The organism is Thermodesulfobacteriota bacterium (assembly GCA_039028315.1).
Lineage (GTDB): Bacteria > Desulfobacterota_D > UBA1144 > Nemesobacterales > UBA2774 > CR02bin9.
This window is the reverse complement of record JBCCIH010000001.1, coordinates 12497-28367: the sequence shown is the minus strand read 5'-3', so window position 1 is coordinate 28367 and position 15871 is coordinate 12497. Positions and strand designations below refer to the sequence as shown.

The 15871-nt window shown below is 40.5% G+C and carries 17 protein-coding genes; 8 read left to right on the top strand and 9 right to left on the bottom strand.

From position 1 onward, the window contains the following. The first annotated feature begins 23 nt into the window (after nucleotides 1-23). Nucleotides 24-479 carry a hypothetical protein gene (locus AAF462_00155; GenBank protein ID MEM7007526.1) on the top strand — a complete coding sequence of 152 codons (456 nt, stop codon included), beginning with the start codon at nucleotides 24-26 and terminating at the stop codon, nucleotides 477-479. On the opposite strand, the gene AAF462_00150 is transcribed toward AAF462_00155, so the two are convergent. The 4 genes from AAF462_00150 to AAF462_00135 are packed head-to-tail and all read right to left on the bottom strand — an operon-like array spanning nucleotide 476 to nucleotide 4585. Continuing rightward, nucleotides 476-805, bottom strand: a complete 330-nt coding sequence (locus AAF462_00150; GenBank protein MEM7007525.1) for a hypothetical protein — start codon at nucleotides 803-805, stop codon at nucleotides 476-478. The two genes, AAF462_00155 and AAF462_00150, sit on opposite strands and share 4 nt — an antisense overlap. Before the next feature lie 15 nt (nucleotides 806-820). Then, nucleotides 821-3067, bottom strand: coding sequence for an ATP-dependent Clp protease ATP-binding subunit ClpA (clpA, locus tag AAF462_00145; GenBank protein MEM7007524.1), 2247 nt, complete (start codon nucleotides 3065-3067; stop codon nucleotides 821-823). Beyond that, on the bottom strand, nucleotides 3064-3408 hold the full coding sequence (locus AAF462_00140; protein ID MEM7007523.1) for an ATP-dependent Clp protease adaptor ClpS: 345 nt from the start codon (nucleotides 3406-3408) through the stop codon (nucleotides 3064-3066). Before AAF462_00140 ends, clpA begins: the two co-directional genes overlap by 4 nt. Nucleotide 3409: 1 nt before the next feature. Then, the gene (locus AAF462_00135; GenBank protein MEM7007522.1) at nucleotides 3410-4585 is read right to left on the bottom strand and encodes a GNAT family N-acetyltransferase; all 1176 of its coding nucleotides are present in this window, start codon (nucleotides 4583-4585) and stop codon (nucleotides 3410-3412) included. A 104-nt stretch (nucleotides 4586-4689) separates the two neighbouring features. On the opposite strand from AAF462_00135, the gene AAF462_00130 reads away from it, so the two are divergent. From AAF462_00130 to AAF462_00105, 6 genes are all read left to right on the top strand, one after another. Further along, the gene (locus AAF462_00130; GenBank protein MEM7007521.1) at nucleotides 4690-5757 is read left to right on the top strand and encodes an OmpA family protein; all 1068 of its coding nucleotides are present in this window, start codon (nucleotides 4690-4692) and stop codon (nucleotides 5755-5757) included. A gap of 13 nt (nucleotides 5758-5770) precedes the next feature. Next, nucleotides 5771-6208 carry a VOC family protein gene (locus AAF462_00125; GenBank protein ID MEM7007520.1) on the top strand — a complete coding sequence of 146 codons (438 nt, stop codon included), beginning with the start codon at nucleotides 5771-5773 and terminating at the stop codon, nucleotides 6206-6208. Nucleotides 6209-6319: 111 nt separating this feature from the next. Next, nucleotides 6320-7510 carry an NAD(P)/FAD-dependent oxidoreductase gene (locus AAF462_00120; protein MEM7007519.1) on the top strand — a complete coding sequence of 397 codons (1191 nt, stop codon included), beginning with the start codon at nucleotides 6320-6322 and terminating at the stop codon, nucleotides 7508-7510. A 176-nt stretch (nucleotides 7511-7686) separates the two neighbouring features. Beyond that, nucleotides 7687-9108: a DegQ family serine endoprotease gene (locus AAF462_00115; GenBank protein MEM7007518.1), complete on the top strand. Its 1422-nt coding sequence runs from the start codon at nucleotides 7687-7689 to the stop codon at nucleotides 9106-9108. Continuing rightward, complete coding sequence (locus tag AAF462_00110) at nucleotides 9095-9559, top strand: RidA family protein (GenBank protein MEM7007517.1); 465 nt, start codon at nucleotides 9095-9097, stop codon at nucleotides 9557-9559. The genes AAF462_00115 and AAF462_00110 overlap by 14 nt, the downstream gene beginning before the upstream one ends. Before the next feature lie 16 nt (nucleotides 9560-9575). After that, nucleotides 9576-10358 (top strand): DUF6775 family putative metallopeptidase, encoded by a 783-nt coding sequence (locus AAF462_00105; GenBank protein ID MEM7007516.1) that lies wholly within the window; start codon nucleotides 9576-9578, stop codon nucleotides 10356-10358. Nucleotides 10359-10420: 62 nt separating this feature from the next. Here the strand turns inward: AAF462_00105 and AAF462_00100 are convergent, their stop codons facing one another. Continuing rightward, nucleotides 10421-11230, bottom strand: coding sequence for a sulfide-dependent adenosine diphosphate thiazole synthase (locus tag AAF462_00100; protein MEM7007515.1), 810 nt, complete (start codon nucleotides 11228-11230; stop codon nucleotides 10421-10423). Nucleotides 11231-11428: 198 nt separating this feature from the next. On the opposite strand from AAF462_00100, the gene AAF462_00095 reads away from it, so the two are divergent. Next, nucleotides 11429-12259 (top strand): DUF4412 domain-containing protein, encoded by an 831-nt coding sequence (locus AAF462_00095; GenBank protein MEM7007514.1) that lies wholly within the window; start codon nucleotides 11429-11431, stop codon nucleotides 12257-12259. Between the two features lie 2 nt (nucleotides 12260-12261). On the opposite strand, the gene rplI is transcribed toward AAF462_00095, so the two are convergent. From rplI to AAF462_00075, 4 genes are all read right to left on the bottom strand, one after another. After that, on the bottom strand, nucleotides 12262-12912 hold the full coding sequence (gene rplI, locus AAF462_00090) for a 50S ribosomal protein L9 (protein MEM7007513.1): 651 nt from the start codon (nucleotides 12910-12912) through the stop codon (nucleotides 12262-12264). Between the two features lie 58 nt (nucleotides 12913-12970). Then, a complete protein-coding gene (rpsR, locus tag AAF462_00085; GenBank protein MEM7007512.1) occupies nucleotides 12971-13207 on the bottom strand; it encodes a 30S ribosomal protein S18 in 237 nt (78 codons plus the stop codon). Beyond that, on the bottom strand, nucleotides 13207-13659 hold the full coding sequence (rpsF, locus tag AAF462_00080) for a 30S ribosomal protein S6 (protein MEM7007511.1): 453 nt from the start codon (nucleotides 13657-13659) through the stop codon (nucleotides 13207-13209). The genes rpsR and rpsF overlap by 1 nt, the downstream gene beginning before the upstream one ends. A 165-nt stretch (nucleotides 13660-13824) precedes the next feature. Beyond that, nucleotides 13825-15867: a sodium-translocating pyrophosphatase gene (locus tag AAF462_00075; GenBank protein ID MEM7007510.1), complete on the bottom strand. Its 2043-nt coding sequence runs from the start codon at nucleotides 15865-15867 to the stop codon at nucleotides 13825-13827. Nucleotides 15868-15871: the final 4 nt, after the last annotated feature.

The window sequence follows — 15871 nt, the reverse complement described above, 5'->3', positions numbered from 1 at the left end:
AGAGAAGCAACGTGACCGCACATATGAACAATATATTTTTTTACATCACCATACTATTTACTTTTTTTGCTCTTAGCACAGCAGTGTTTGCAGCTACAGACCTAAAATTAAACCCGGATTTAAACTACTCAAGTGATTCTAACGACGGCCCGCTTATAACCGGAAAGAATATGAGAGACGGCAAGATAAGTAACGAAAAGCCAACATATGTAATTTTCTATCATAGAGAGTGCTATAACTCTAAACGTCAGGCAAGAAGAACTGTTGAATTATATGAAAAATATAATGGCCAAGTGGATTTTGTTGTGATCGATTTAGACTCCCCAAGATCATCAGATCAAACCGCGCTTCTCAGAAAACACTATAAAAACTACATTCCGCATCTGATTATATATGATAAAAACGGTAAGGCCGTTTATGACAAAAGCGGGGAAGTAAGAAACTCTCGGATGTCAGAGCTTTTGGATGGACTGATTTAGTAAACCTCGACGCCCTTCACCTTGCCTGCAAGAAAATATATAAATACGCAGTCATAGGTAAGGCCATTTTTTTTCTCACAGCTATAGGTCCATTTCTCATTATACCTTGCTTTAACAGGAGTCATGTCCTTTTGCCAAGGTGGACCTATTAGTTTAAGAACATCAGTTTTACTTTTTCCTCTCAGGTCTAAACCCGACTGAATATCACGCATAACTACATTTCCGCTGGATTTGCTCTGAGCATGAGCGCTCTGTGCTAAATTAAGTCCAGTAATGAAAAATGTAATTTGAATAACAATTAGTAAAGACAGTTTAGCTAAGCTCATGACTATAGCCCCTTTTTAGTCTTGGTTTATTTCAAAATCGAGTTCTTTTTCTTTGTTAATTAGAATTTTAACATCGCCGCCGCTTGTCAGATTACCAAATAATATTTCCTGTGAGAGCTTTTGCGCAATTTCATGATCAATAAGTCTTTGGATTGGCCTTGCTCCAAGCTGCTTATCGTAGCCCTGCTCCGCAATATATGATCTTGCTTCATCTGTAAGCTCAAGCACTACTTTCTTGGCCTTTAGCCTATCTGCAAGCTGTCCTACCATCTTATCCACAATCCTTTCAACAACTTCCTTGCTTAGCGAGTTAAAATGCAGAGTCGCATTCAGGCGGTTTCTAAATTCGGGACTGAAATAGCGCTCAATTGCCTGTGCGCTCTTGTCCTCATATTCTTCTTTTCCAAAGCCTACGCTTCGTTGATTGCTTTCTCTTGAGCCTGTATTGGTAGTTAAAATGAGCACAATTTGCCTAAAGTCTACTTTCCTACCGTTTGAGTCTGTCAGAGTCGCGTGGTCCATTACTTGTAGTAATACGTTGTAAATATCCTCGTGAGCCTTTTCTATTTCATCAAGAAGAAGCACAGCATGAGGATTTTGGTGAACAGCTTCAGTTAGCTGTCCGCCTTCATCATAGCCAACATAACCTGGGGGCGAACCAATCAAGCGAGAGACGGTGTGCTTTTCCATATATTCACTCATATCAAAGCGTATAAATTCAATACCCATTGCCTCGGCAAGCTGTTTGGCAAGCTCAGTTTTTCCTACACCCGTTGGTCCGGCAAACATAAAATTACCAACCGGCTTGTTTGGTTCACTAAGACCGGATCTAGACATCTGAATAGCAGTTACTAACTTGTCAACCGCCTCATTTTGTCCAAAAATTACCTTCTTGAGATCACCAGCCAGAGTCATAAGCCTGTTTCTGTCATCTACTTTAACTGTGCGGGTTGGTATCTTGGCAATTTTTGCTACTAGTGCTTCAATATCTTTTACAGTGACCTGTTTTGTATCTGAATCGTATTTTCTGAGCTTTACATCAGCTCCGGCCTCGTCAATAAGGTCAATTGCTTTATCGGGTAGCCTTCTGTCGTTCATATATTTAGCAGAGAGATCAACAGCGGCTTTAAGCGAAGGGGTTGAGTATCTTACTCCATGAAACTCTTCATAATATTTCTTTAGGCCCTGAAGTATCTTTAAACATTCTTCTTGGCTGGGCTCATATACGTCAACTTTTTGAAATCTTCTTGCAAGAGCATGGTCTTTTTCAAAAACACCCCTGTATTCTTTGGAAGTAGTGGTTCCAATGCACCTAATTTCCCCGCTGGCTAGAGCAGGCTTTAGCATATTTGAAGCATCTAAAGTTCCGCCAGAAACAGCGCCCGCTCCTATTACTGTATGAATCTCATCAATAAATAAAACCTTTTTCTGATCGCCTTTTACAGAGTCTATTATTGCTTTTAGTCTTTCTTCAAAATCTCCGCGGTATCTGGTGCCTGCAGTAAGTGAGCCCATATCAAGCGCATATATATCAGTCTCTTCTAAAGGTTCAGGTACTTTTTTCTCTGCAATCCTAAGCGCTAGTCCTTCGGCTATTGCTGTTTTTCCTACTCCGGCATCACCAACAAAAATAGGATTATTCTTTCTTCTTCTGGCTAATATATGAATAGTGCGGTCGATTTCAGACTCTCTTCCAATTAGAGGGTCTAATTTCCCGTCACTAGCCTTCTCAACCAAGTTAGTGCAGTACTCCGATAGTGGATCTTTTTGCTCAGGTGCTGCTTCAGAGTCTGTTTTGGCAATACTTGTTTGTCTTTCCTCTCTCTCAAACTGCGATCTTCCGTGAGAGAAATAGCGAACTACATCATAGCGGTTTACTCCCTGCTCGTTTAATAAGAACACTGCATGGGATTCGTCTACACGGAACATTGATACCAGAATGTTCCCTCCGTTTATCTCCGGTTTATCAGCAGACTCAGCATGCATGGCTGCGAGCCTAAGTACAAACTGGCTTCCTGCGGAATATTGAGGATCAGGCAAATATTCAGATTCAATAGGCGGCATACTCTCATTCATAAAGTTATCTATAGAGTCCCTTAGTCTGTCCAGGTCAACTCCGCATCCAATAAGAACATCTGAAGCATCAGGATCATATGTAAGCTCAAATAGTATATGCTCTAAGGTTATAAACTCGTGCCTTCTTACCTTAGCCTGCTCAAACGCTCTTTTTAGTGTTTCTTCAAGTTCTTTTGATAATGTCATTGTTCCTCACCACCGCTTTCCACTTCCAAAATACATGTAAGAGGATGCTCATACTGTTTAGCAATTTTATCTACCTGTGCAATTTTTGTTGTTGCCACATCATAAGTGTACACGCCAATTGTGCTCTGCCCAGCAGTATGTGCTTCAAGCATAATTCTGGTAGATTCGCTCTCACCTTTATAAAAGACTCTCATCAGTATCCAAACAACAAAATCTCTTGGCGTATAGTCATCATTTAAAAGCACGACTCTGTACATATCGGGCCGTTTTAAATTTAGCTTCTCCTCTGTTAGGAGATCGCCTTCAAGATCGCCAGGTTTGATAAATTTTTTTTCTTCCATTCTACTTGCCGTATAAATATTTTAGTGGTGATTGTCTGTTATATTGAGTAATGAGACTATCAGTGTAATCCCTCTCCCTTATTAGATAATCACCAATCGCATTTTGCGCATTTTCATTGAGCATCATGTGCGAGCTGTATGTTGGGACAGCAGCGAAACCCCTTAAAAACTTATGCTCTCCCTGCGCTCCTGCTTCAAAAATTTTGACCCCTTTCTTTATAGAATAATCTATTAATCCATAGAAACAACATTCAAAATGAAGATTCTTGTAATTATAAAGTGTGCCCCAATAGCGGCCAAAGAGCCTATCATTCTTATGTACATTGAATGTGCCGCCTACCCATTTATCTCCGTCATTGGCCATAATAAAAACTAGGCGGTGCCTGAAGTTTTGAAACATTAGATCAAAAAACTCCCGGTTTAGGTATGCACTTCCCCATTTTCTGGAATGAGTGTCCAAATAGAATTCCCATATAGAGTCCATGTGTTCTTCATTTATCTCATCACCACTGAGAGTCTGAATGTTCAACCCTATTTCGCCCAGAGACCTGCGCTCTTTTCTGATCTGTTTTTTTCTTCCTGAACGAAGATCGCACAAGAAATCATCAAAGTTTGTATAATCGCGATTCTTCCAGTGATACTGATGGGTTATTCTGCTCAAAAAACCCTTTTGTGATAGAAACAGATTCTCTTTTTCGGTCAAATACAAAAAATGAGTCGATGAGCAGTTTTCTTCAATACACACTTGAATTAACCGCTTTAGCATTATTTCAGCGCACTCATCAAAGGGATAGTCAGGGTGCACTAATATTCGTGTTCCTGTAGCAGGGGTGAATGGAACGGCAACAACCAGCTTTGGATAGTACCTTAGTCCTGAGCTTTCAAATGCTCGTGCCCACTCCCAGTCAAATATGTACTCTCCATATGAATCGAGTTTTTTATAAGCTGTTATTGCTCCAATTATTTTACTATTATCCTTCAGAATGATATATCTTGGATCCCAGGAAGTTAGTGGACCTACACATCCTGATGTTTCAAGGGCATGCAAAAATTCAAATTCTAAAAAGGGGTTTTCCGGGTCTACAATAGAATTATATTGGTCTTTATCAATTGATGAAATAGATTCGTATACACTGCTCTCAAAGCATTTTTTAGCTTGGGGTTTAGTTGTAGACATTTATCATATTAACAAAAACTCATTTAATGTGTAGTCTACTTAGTATAGCATCATATTGCTCTAACTGAGCTAGTATGATTTATCTCATGGTGGAGTTTGCTTAGTTGAACAGCTATAAATTCTCTCTTAGCTTCTCATTGTTTATAGCCCTAGGGTTATTGCCATTTATTGGTGGATACTACGCCTATTCTCAGACAAGAGACGTAGTTGTGGTTTATTTTGAAGCTGATACCGAAAAAATAGGTCCTAGAAACAAAGAGAAAGTTAAACAAAAAATCCAGAGCGTAAAACAAGCGACAGATTACACAATTATCCTGGAAGGATATTCAGACATCACAGGTAGAGCGGACTATAATCTGAGGCTTTCAAAAGAAAGAGCAGAGCTTGTGAAGGACTATCTACTCGAGCTTGGAGTTGATCCGGATAGAATACAAGTCTATGGCAAGGGTGGTACGGATAAATATGCAGCCGGAGAAAACGAAGAAGCACTTGCCCGAAACAGAAGAGTAAATATGATAGTTGAAATTGTCCCTGAGCCAGTAGCTGAAGAGACGCTTCCCCCAGCTATAGAAATAATACAAGAGGAATTAGCTTCAACTTCACCATCTAACACTGAGTCTGATATAGATGATATTCAAGAACCAACTCCTCAAACCCAGTCAGAACCACTATCCGCCATTTTAGATAAGCTTGAAAAAACTATCAGACGAAACACCGCAAACTCAATACTATTTACTACACCAAAACAAATGCAGCTTGGAGAGAGCTATGAAATAGAGGCTGAGGTCAGTTACGCATTTATAGAATCGATATCAAAAGACTTAGACTCAAGCCAGATAGGAGATAACGTAGGCTTAGTACTAAGCGGAAGCGGATTTTCTGTATCTGACTCAGAGCTGGAAGTAAAAAAATTAGAGAAAAACTCCCCATCTATCTGGCAGTGGGAGGTTATACCTGATACTGAGGGTAGAAGGTCTTTAATTCTATCAGTTGCTATTGGGTCTGAGAATGCGCTTTTAAATGACGGATACCCAATTTTCAATAGAGTTATTGATGTTAAGCCAAGCATGATCCATTCTATATCAAGCAGCTATTGGGTTATGGGTATATTAATCTTGTTCATTGTGGCAATAGTGGGCTGGATATTGGTTAGTAAGATCAGAGAAAACTAAATTCGAGGTCTATATGGGGCTTTTTGATAAATTAATAGGTAAAGGGGAGATGATTAAGGGGATTGATCATGTTGCCATAATTGTAAGTGACATGGACCGGTCAATTAAATTCTATACCGAGGTTTTAGAGTTAAAATTGATCTTAGATGGCAGGTCATCCGGCGGTGAGAAAAAAAGTTTTCTTGGCACAAGCTCCAAAGCCTTAGTCGCACTTAGCGAGAATAAGAGCCGATCAACTAAAGCTGGTGATAACTTAGAAGCAGTAGACCACATTGCTTTTGCAGTTGCTGATGCTCAAAAATCAAGCCAAGCTCTAGCTGAAAAAGGAATCGAGTTTATCGAGGTAAAAATGGGGGAAGACGGAAAGCCCCTTGCTTATCATTTTCTTGACCCTGATGGACTCGAGCTTGAAATCTCCATGGAAACCACCGGAGAAGTTCCCAAATACTAATATTTAACCAACTATAGTTTGGGGTATACTAATTCACAAGAATATGGGTTTAAATTTCACCGATGATTAATATATTATTGTTATGATGGTAATGACTAATGAGGAGTAATAGTGGAATCTGTAAATACTGACAAATATAGCCTGCCTGTAAGATATGGCCCTGAAATGAGAGTTTTGGTCGTAGGGGGTGGAATTGCAGGTCTTACGCTTACGGCGCTCCTGCAGCAAAGGGGCTTTAAGCCTACTTTAGTAGAGCGCATTCCAGAATACGGCGCAGTAGGCTATGTAATTGTTCTGTGGCCTTCTGGCAGCCGTATACTAAAAGGTCTTGGAGTATACAGAGAGCTTCTAGACGTAGGTCTTCAATTCACAACATATAATGTTTCAGACAAAAAAGGCCAAATGATACATTCTTATTCGGTTAAAGATGTAACCGAGAAATATGGTCCGATGCTCAGCACTTACAGGCCAGATTTGATTGAGGTTATTAAAAAAGCCGTTCACCCTGATTCCATCCGAATGAACACTACAGTTGATAAAATTGAGCAGACGAATGATGAGGTCTATGTGACTTTTAATGACGGAAGCCAAGATACTTTTGATGTAGTTATTGGATGTGACGGGGTTCGCTCTAAAACAAGGCAGCTTGTTTTTGGTGACGTTCCGCTCACTTACAGCGGAATGACAGGGTGGAGCTTTTGGGTAAACCCTAATGTTGCAAAAATAAAGGAAATTGCAGAATACTGGGGAACCGGCAAATTCTTTGGAATATGGCCGACAAAGGGCCGGTTATCAGTTTTTACAAGCATCAGACAAGATGCGCAAGATATTGACCCAGTTGAAACTAGAATAGATAGAATTCACGAGAACTTTAATGATTTTGGCGGGCTTGTTCCCGAAATACTAGAAGGCTTAGAAGATCCAAATCAAATCTTCCACGGATACTATAACGATTTACGAATGAAAAAATGGCACAAGGGAAGAGTAGTTCTAGTTGGAGATGCTGCCCACGCTATACTGCCTACAGCAGGAGGCGGAGTATCAATGGCGATGGAATCCGCTGCGGTGCTTGCTGATGAGCTCTCTAGGGCAGACTCAAAGTATATAGGGCAGGCATTTGATATCTATATGTCCAGAAGACGCGCCCGAGTGGATAAGATACAAGACCAGTCTAGAATGATGGGCAAGTTTGCATTTGCAGACAGCCGCTTTATTTCTTCCGCAAGAGATTTTCTAATGCGCTTTTATTCTAATAAGCTTCATGTTCGTTACTGGGACAGCATGCTCAAAGAGCCCCTCTAACTCTTGTTCGCTTCAAATTACTTATACTAACCATCCATCAGCCGGGCTTTGATCTAGGTTATAATTTTATTATAGAAATTCTGGGTTTAGTTAGTATCCTTTAAAAATGTTGATAGAGCTTTAGATTTGTTCTTGGACAAGCATGGTTAAATAATTGTTTTGGAGGTATTAATTTAATGAGAAGTATGGCAAGAGTTTTAATTATACCAATTATCATTTTCATGGGTTTAGGACTAAATGTAAACGCGCAAACAAACGAATTTAAATCATTATCACCTTTGGTAAAACAGTTAAGCCCATCAGTTGTGAATATTAGTACCACAAGTGTAACCAAATCTGGGCCTCGTCAATTTCGCTCCCCATTTGGTGAAAGGGGAGATGATCCATTTGATGATTTTTTTGAAAAGTTCTTTGGTGATGCGCCTCAAAGAGAGTTTAAAAGAAAAGGACTTGGTTCAGGATTTATCTTTAGCGAAGACGGATACATAATCACAAACAATCATGTGGTTGAAAGAGCAACAGACATTAAAGTGATACTACAAAATGGCGACAGCTATGTAGCCAAAACCATAGGGACAGACCCTAAATCGGATCTTGCTCTATTAAAAATTGAACCAAAGACAAAATTACCGGCTGTTAAATTTGGCAACTCAGACAATTTGGAGATAGGAGACTGGGTGCTAGCAATAGGAAACCCATTTGGTCTCGGTCATACAGTCACATCAGGGATCATCAGTGCAAAGGGTAGGTCATTGGGCCTGGGTTCATACGATGATTTTGTACAGACAGACGCTGCAATTAACCCTGGCAATAGCGGAGGGCCACTGTTTAATTTTAATGGAGAAGTTGTAGGAGTTAATACAGCAATTATTGCAGGTGGTCAGGGCATTGGGTTTGCGATTCCTGTGAATATGGCCAAGAACGTAGTCTCGCAGCTTAGAAACGATGGTAAGGTTGTAAGGGGATGGATTGGTGTTTATGTTCAGCAGATAACTCCTGAAATAGCTGAGGGTCTTAATCTCAAAGATGATAGTGGAGCACTTGTTTCAGACATAACCTCTGGCGGGCCGGCGGATAAAGCTGGAGTTAAAAGAGGTGATATAATAGTTCAAGTAAACGGAAATAAGATTGAAGATATGCCAGATCTTCCTAAACTAGTGGCTAGTTATGCTCCTGGAACAAAGACTAAACTCGTAGTAGTTAGAGACGGTAAAGAGAAAACACTAAATATCAAGTTGGGTGAGCTACCTGAAAACGGTAAGAAGGTGTCCAGTATTGCTCCAGATAATGATCTAGAAAAAAACCTTGGATTGATAGTTCAAGAGATAACGCCGCAAGTAGAAAGTAAACTAGGGCTTGAGGATTCAAATGGGGTAGTTATTACCAATGTTAGTCCCGGAAGTGTTTCTGCAGAAGCTGGGCTTACGAGCGGTGACGTTATAATGGAGATAAATAAAAAACAGATATCAAACCTTGACGACTATAGAAAACAAATGGATACTGCACAAGATTCTGAAAATCTCCTTTTTCTTGTTAAGAGAGGATCAAATACAATTTACATAGCGCTAAAGCCCGATACGGATGATGACAAAAGTTAATGATAGGTTAGAAGAACTAGGGATTAAGCTCCCAGAGCCTCCAGAGCCTTTGGGAGCCTATATACCGGCAGTAATCTCTGGAAATCTTATATTTATTTCCGGACAACTTCCTCTTAAAGACGGCAACCTTCAGTACAAGGGCAAGGTGGGCTCAGATGTTACTCTAGAGCAAGCTTATCAAGCTGCCAGACTGGCTTCTATCAATGCACTTTCAGTTTTAGGTAAAAATACACAAGGTTTTTCTAAGTTCAGCAGAATTGTCAAAATTACAGGCTATGTCTCAAGTGCCCCGGGATTCAATACTCAAGCAGGAGTAGTAAACGGCGCATCTGAGTTATTCTTTGAGGTATTTGGCGAGGTGGGTAAGCACGCAAGAGTAGCAGTCGGTGTATCGGAGCTTCCCGCAGATTCTCCCGTTGAGATTGAGGTAATAGCAGAAATCAAAGTCTAATGTTATCTTACCCCTGATGAAACGTGACATTAGGCTAGTTCTCTATACTGATTATCCCTCGAGTTCACTTGATACGGATTACATTTCAGACAAACTTAGTGAGCTGGGCTTTTTAGTTGAGAAAAGAGGCAATCTCGTAGAATATCTATCCCTATCTGAAAAAGAGCTATACGAGCTCGCAAGAGATTTATCATCCACCTATATTTCAGATATCGAATCTCCATTAGAAAGTCCTAATACTCAAGGTTTAGAAATCGAGCAGGAGATCAATAAACTAAAAGGTTCTCAGAGCACCTTAGGAAAATTTTATGATGCTTTATGGATGCAGAGAATATTGTATCGCCTGCTTTTTGAAAAAGTTCCCGGTGAGATAGCAAGTAATGAAATAAATTTAATTTTTACCAGCAGACTTTTTGGCACTTTCGAACAAAGACGCTACCACGCAAGGGTGGTATTGATGGGAGCACCTTCTCTAATTTCTACATCAGGTTTGGTTGAGGCGCCGGCAAAACCCAGAGAGTACTACTACGTTAGAGGAAGGTTGATTCAAAGCGGTATGGATACGAGTGAGCTTGAATCTATGTACGAGGGTAGATTTGTTAGGTATGACGATACAAAGATATCTTCGATTCTTGTGTCTTACGCTCTACAAGTAATAGGATACGAAATGACCGGCAGCGCTTTTTGCAATGATCCTGGCTGCTGTCTTACTAACTCGCACTGGCAAGAGGAAGTGTTGAAGGTTCAGTATGAAGGAACTCTATGTGATAAGTGCAAAATAAATCTAAAAATTACGTAAAAAAAGGAGAGCAACTCTCATTACTCTCCCTGTTTTATATTAAGCTTTATTAATTGTTAGTCTTAGCCTTTTCCGTCGCCGTTTTTAAGAATGTCTATGGCAACCTCGGCCGCTTTTTTTCCTGAGAGCAGCATTCCACCGAATGTTGGCCCCATTCTTGGAAGACCATATGTTGTATTTACTGACATTCCGCAGGCAATAAGTCCAGGGTGAACAAGTCCAGTGTACTCAACCAGTGCTTCCTCGGATTTCTCAACCCACATAGAGCCATGCCCTGGCAGCTTTTTATAAAGCCCCTGCTGAGAGAGTCTGTTAACACAGTAAGCATCATGCCCGGTTGCATCAATTACTAGCTTGGACTCTATAGCAATAGGGTCGAGACATGTGATTTCTTTTGGCATATTTGCAATTGGGGTCCAGTTAATTACGATCCCTGCCACACGTCCGTTCTCTCTGTATACAAGATCATCAAACATAGTCATGTTACGAATCTTAGCTCCAGCTTCGCAAGTCATAGCGATTAATTTTGAGCAAGCATAAGGACCATCAGCAACGCATAGTCCAGGCTCAACTTCTTCATATGGAACCTCAATTTCGTCAAGAACCTCATTTCCTGGTGTTCTAACAGTAACTTTATTCATTAGATAGCCGCCAATCCAAAATCCGCCGCCTAAATAGTTCATTCTCTCAACTAATAGCACTTTGTATTTTGCTTTCGCAATATCTTTTGCTGCCACAAGGCCGCTTGGCCCTGCTCCAACAACTATTACATCACTATCAATGTATTCGTTAAATTCATTTGAAAAGCCCTCAACAATCGCTCTGGTTACTTCTTTCTCACCGATTGGGGCAAACTTGGTTGTCTCAGCCATTAAAAAAATACCTCCGTAAAATCACTCAATTAGTCCGTTTTAATCTATCACAGATTGGGGGTGCGTCAATAGACTTAAATGCAGCTCTAGCTTATTCTTTGATGAAAATCTTAAATCTGGCTTATAAACAGTTTATAAGTTATTTTATTACCCATCCTAAATTTTCATTCAATCCCCTATTGTCACGGAGGTACATTGATGGCTGGTTTCATTAAGTCACTGATTTTAATTTTAGTATTTGTATTATTTGCTTCAAATCAATCTTTTGCGGGGCTTATAGTTGAAAGGGAGAAATATGAACAAAATAACTCTCAAAGAGTTAAAGCAACTATATACATACAAGAAAACAAGATGAAGTTCTTTGACGAGCAGGGTCAGTTTTACGCTATATTTGATCTTAATTCTGGGCAGATGATTCAAGTAGATAATGTATCGAGAACTTATTCAACAACTAAAGCAGAGGACTATTTTGACTACTACAAACAGTATGCAAAGAAAATGGAATCTGCGATGCGCGAGCAGCTCTCAGAGCTCCCTCCAAATAAAAGAGCACAAGCAGAGGCAATGATGAAAAGACAGGGTATAAACATGCCCGCTAACAACCCGGGCTCTTCTGAAATAACTGTTAAAAGAACCGGTGACACAAGCAAGGTAGCAGGATATGAATCGGCAAAATATGAAATATATAAAGACGGACAACTATACGAAGAGCTATGGGTTACTTCCGATGAGCGATTCGCTAATGAACTAGATCTGAATAAAATGAGTAAATATCTAAGCGAACTTACTCAGATTGAGCATAATTTTCTTACAAATAACAACTCATCTGATGAAATAGAAAAAGCTTATATAGAGGTATTTAAATCAGGTTTTCCAATGAAAATAATTGACTATCCAAAATACGGAAACGCAATTGTGGAAAATACTGCTAAGGTGTCAAATAAAAATATAGATAGTGCCGAATTCGAGGCGCCTTTGGGTTATAAAAAAGTTGAGTTAGAAGAAATGCTTCAGCTTGGATCGCAGTAAGATTATTCTTTAGGTGCTTCTTCCTGCTCTTCTTCCTCAGCCGCTTCCTCTGGAGATTCTTCGGCTTCTTCTTGTGCCTCAGGTTCTGATGCGGCTTCAACTTCTTCGCTAGCTTCGATTTCTTCGTTCTGAGCTTCCTGCTCTTCTACTGCCTGTTCTTCAACAGGAGCTTCCGGCTCCTCAATTAACTCTACAATGTTACCGTCAGCGTCTTCACCTTGAACGTCAACAGTTATAGTGGCATGTACTTCCTGATAGAGTTTTACTTTAAGCTCATGAACACCAAGCTCTTTAATCGGGCTTCCAAGATCGATGCTCTTTCTTGAGACTTCAAATCCCTGTTCAGCAAGGAGATCTGAAATATTTTGGGAGGTCACAGAGCCAAACATCTTGTTTTCCTCACCAACTTTTACTATTGTGCTAACGCTAGCTCCATCGAGATTTGAAGCAAATCCCTGAGCCTCAGTTCTAAGCGTTTCTTCTCTTTTTTGAATAATCTTACTTTTTTGCTCCCAAACTTTAATGTTTCCAGGAGTTGCTCTTATAGCTAATTTTTGTGGAATTAGAAAATTCCTTGCCATTCCGCTTTTAACTTCTTTGATTTCACCCATTTTACCAACTGAGTCGACATCTGTAGTTAGTATAACCCTCATTGTATTTAGACCTCCGACTTATATCTTTTAATTAATCCTATTCTCTTGCTATTACACCTTAATGAAGCACTGTGTAAGGCAGAAGTGCCATAAACCTTGCTCTTTTAATTGTTGTAGCAAGCTGTCTTTGACAATAAGCACAAAGACCTGAATTTCTTTTCGGAACTATTTTTTTCCTATCTGTTATGTATCTAGCTAGCATATCTACATCTTTATAATCCATCTCTATAGATTCTGTACAAAATCTACAAACCTTCGGTTTAGAAAAATATCTTCTGTCTCTTCTTGAATCCATTAGTTTGTTCCTCCTTCTTCTTCTGGTGTGTCAGCTGCCTGTGGTGTTGGTTCCGCACTTGCTGTTGGAGCTGTAGGTGGCGTAGGTGGAGTAGGAGCAGGCTCTGTAGCTTTTTCTTGCTTCTCCTGAGGCTTATGTTTGTTCGCAGCTTCCTCTGAAATTTTTAATGTCATGAATCTAAGAACGTCAGTATTGTAGAACTTTAGGTGATTTTCTACTTCTCTGCTTGCATTTGGTAGAGCCTTGAATACAAGTATGTAGTAAATACCCCTTTTATGGTCCTGAATTTCGTATGCTAAGTCTCTTTCAGCCCACTTTTCATCCCTTACAATTTCACCTTCGTTTGCTGAAATTGAATCTAGAAGTTTTTGTTGGATTTTGCCCAGGTCCTCTTCGGATAAATCAGGTCTGGTTAGATAAAGCGTTTCATAATAGTTCGGCGTAACTGCCATTTTGTACTACCTCCTGTCTCGGTCGTTTGGGCCCTGATCGTAGTATTTGGCATTTATCAGAGCGACAGATTATTTTACTCTTCAAATATTTTACCCGGATTTACCGGTTTGTTAACACTAATTTAAAGGATGCAGCCTTTGGGCCGCATCCTTTAGTTGTTTTCATCAAATAAGTAGTGGTGCAACCACTAGTGATACAATTGACATAAGTTTAATTAAAATGTTCATTGCAGGTCCTGAAGTATCCTTGAACGGATCACCAATTGTGTCACCTACAACTGCTGCGTGGTGAGCGTCAGATCCTTTTCCACCTAGGTTGCCTTCTTCAATATATTTCTTAGCGTTGTCCCAAGCTCCTCCGGAGTTTGCCATCATAAGTGCTAACATAACACCTGATACGATAGCTCCTGCTAGGAATCCGCCTAGTCCTTCAGCGCCAAGAATAAGCCCTATAACAATTGGGGCTACAACAGCAATTATCCCAGGAATGATCATTTCTCTAAGAGAAGCATCTGTACTGATTGATACGCATCTGGCGTAATCAGGTTTTGCCTCACCTTCGAGTAGTCCTGAGATTTCTCTAAACTGTCTTCTAACCTCTTCTACCATTTTCTGTGCCGATCTTCCAACAGCTCCCATTGTTAGGGCGCCGAGTAGAAACGGCAAGGTGCCGCCAAGCAGCATACCAGTAACAACGTTGCTTCGGGTTAGGTCAATTGATTCTAGACCAACTGCTTTAGTGAATGCTGCAAATAGAGCAAGAGCAGCTAGTGCAGCTGAGCCAATTGCAAATCCTTTTCCTATAGCAGCAGTAGTGTTTCCAAGTGAGTCAAGTTTATCTGTTATTTTTCTTACATCTTCTCCAAGCTCAGACATCTCAGCAATACCGCCTGCGTTATCTGCTACAGGGCCGTATGCATCAACAGACATGGTGATACCGATTGTTGCTAGCATACTTACAGCTGCGATTCCTATTCCGTAAAGTCCGGCAAACGCATATGATACGCCGATAGCAATTGCGATTACAATCACTGGAGCTGTCGTACTTACCATACCAACTGCAAGTCCCTCAATAATATTGGTAGCAACACCGGTTTGAGATGCTTCTGCAATTTTTTTAACCGGAGATCCGGACGTGTAATATTCAGTTAATAGCCCAATTGCAATACCAGCCAAAAGTCCCAAGACTGCAGCTAACCATATCCAAATTATGTAGCCGCCTATACCATCTACTAGTCCTACGATTAGAAGAATGATAAGCGAGAGTCCAAGATAAATTCCACCAGCATAGAATGTGGCTCGTCTAAGTACCAGCTGCGGCTCTAGGTTCTTCATCCACTCTACGCTTTTCGAGCCAATGATTGATGAGAAGCTACCTACAGCGATAAGAATTATCGGGATAGACATAAGTGCAATTTCATTTCCGCCCATTCCTGCTGCAATAACCATTGTTGCGATAACAGCGCCGACATATGATTCAAAAAGGTCAGCACCCATACCGGCAACGTCTCCTACGTTATCTCCAACGTTGTCTGCGATTGTGGCAGGGTTACGGGGGTCATCCTCTGGGATACCGGCTTCTACTTTACCAACTAAGTCGGCTCCAACATCAGCGGCCTTCGTAAAGATACCTCCGCCGATTCTTGCGAATAGTGCAACTGTACTTGCACCCATTGCAAATCCACCGATTACTTCACCAAAATTTTGAGCAAATAATGCGAGTGCTGAAGGGTCACCAGGATTATCGGGAAGCCCGATACCAAATGTAAAGGCTACTGAGAGTCCTAAAAGTCCTAATCCCGCAACGGATAATCCCATTACGTTTCCGCCTTTAAATGCAACTGATAGGGCTTTGCCTTGTCCTTCAGTGGCTGCGGCCTGAGCAGTTCTAACGTTTGCTTTTGTTGCTGATTTCATTCCAAAGAATCCAGCAAGAATAGAGCAAATAGCACCGCCAATATATGCGATCGCCGCTTTCCAGCCAATGAAAATTCCAAGAAGTATAAAGACTATAACGACAAATATCCCTATTATCCTGTATTCTCGATTTAAGAAGACCATCGCTCCGTCGTGAATTGCGGAAGAGATTTCCTTCATTGTGTCATTGCCTTCATCAAGAGCTTTAATCTCGCGGTATACGAGATAGGCATATCCTAAGACAATTACACCTAAGACTAGCCCAAACAGGGCTGCTATTACTTCTCCCATTTTA

Coding starts and splice junctions, on each gene's coding strand:
- AAF462_00075 (MEM7007510.1), bottom strand. CDS start 15,867: ATGGGAGAAGTAATAGCAGCCCTGTTTGGGCTAGTCTTAGGTGTAATT.
- AAF462_00140 (MEM7007523.1), bottom strand. CDS start 3,408: ATGGAAGAAAAAAAATTTATCAAACCTGGCGATCTTGAAGGCGATCTC.
- AAF462_00155 (MEM7007526.1), top strand. CDS start 24: ATGAACAATATATTTTTTTACATCACCATACTATTTACTTTTTTTGCT.
- rplI (MEM7007513.1), bottom strand. CDS start 12,912: ATGAGGGTTATACTAACTACAGATGTCGACTCAGTTGGTAAAATGGGT.
- AAF462_00110 (MEM7007517.1), top strand. CDS start 9,095: ATGACAAAAGTTAATGATAGGTTAGAAGAACTAGGGATTAAGCTCCCA.
- AAF462_00095 (MEM7007514.1), top strand. CDS start 11,429: ATGGCTGGTTTCATTAAGTCACTGATTTTAATTTTAGTATTTGTATTA.
- rpsR (MEM7007512.1), bottom strand. CDS start 13,207: ATGGATTCAAGAAGAGACAGAAGATATTTTTCTAAACCGAAGGTTTGT.
- AAF462_00115 (MEM7007518.1), top strand. CDS start 7,687: ATGAGAAGTATGGCAAGAGTTTTAATTATACCAATTATCATTTTCATG.
- rpsF (MEM7007511.1), bottom strand. CDS start 13,659: ATGGCAGTTACGCCGAACTATTATGAAACGCTTTATCTAACCAGACCT.
- AAF462_00105 (MEM7007516.1), top strand. CDS start 9,576: ATGAAACGTGACATTAGGCTAGTTCTCTATACTGATTATCCCTCGAGT.
- AAF462_00150 (MEM7007525.1), bottom strand. CDS start 805: ATGAGCTTAGCTAAACTGTCTTTACTAATTGTTATTCAAATTACATTT.
- AAF462_00125 (MEM7007520.1), top strand. CDS start 5,771: ATGGGGCTTTTTGATAAATTAATAGGTAAAGGGGAGATGATTAAGGGG.
- clpA (MEM7007524.1), bottom strand. CDS start 3,067: ATGACATTATCAAAAGAACTTGAAGAAACACTAAAAAGAGCGTTTGAG.
- AAF462_00100 (MEM7007515.1), bottom strand. CDS start 11,230: ATGGCTGAGACAACCAAGTTTGCCCCAATCGGTGAGAAAGAAGTAACC.
- AAF462_00135 (MEM7007522.1), bottom strand. CDS start 4,585: ATGTCTACAACTAAACCCCAAGCTAAAAAATGCTTTGAGAGCAGTGTA.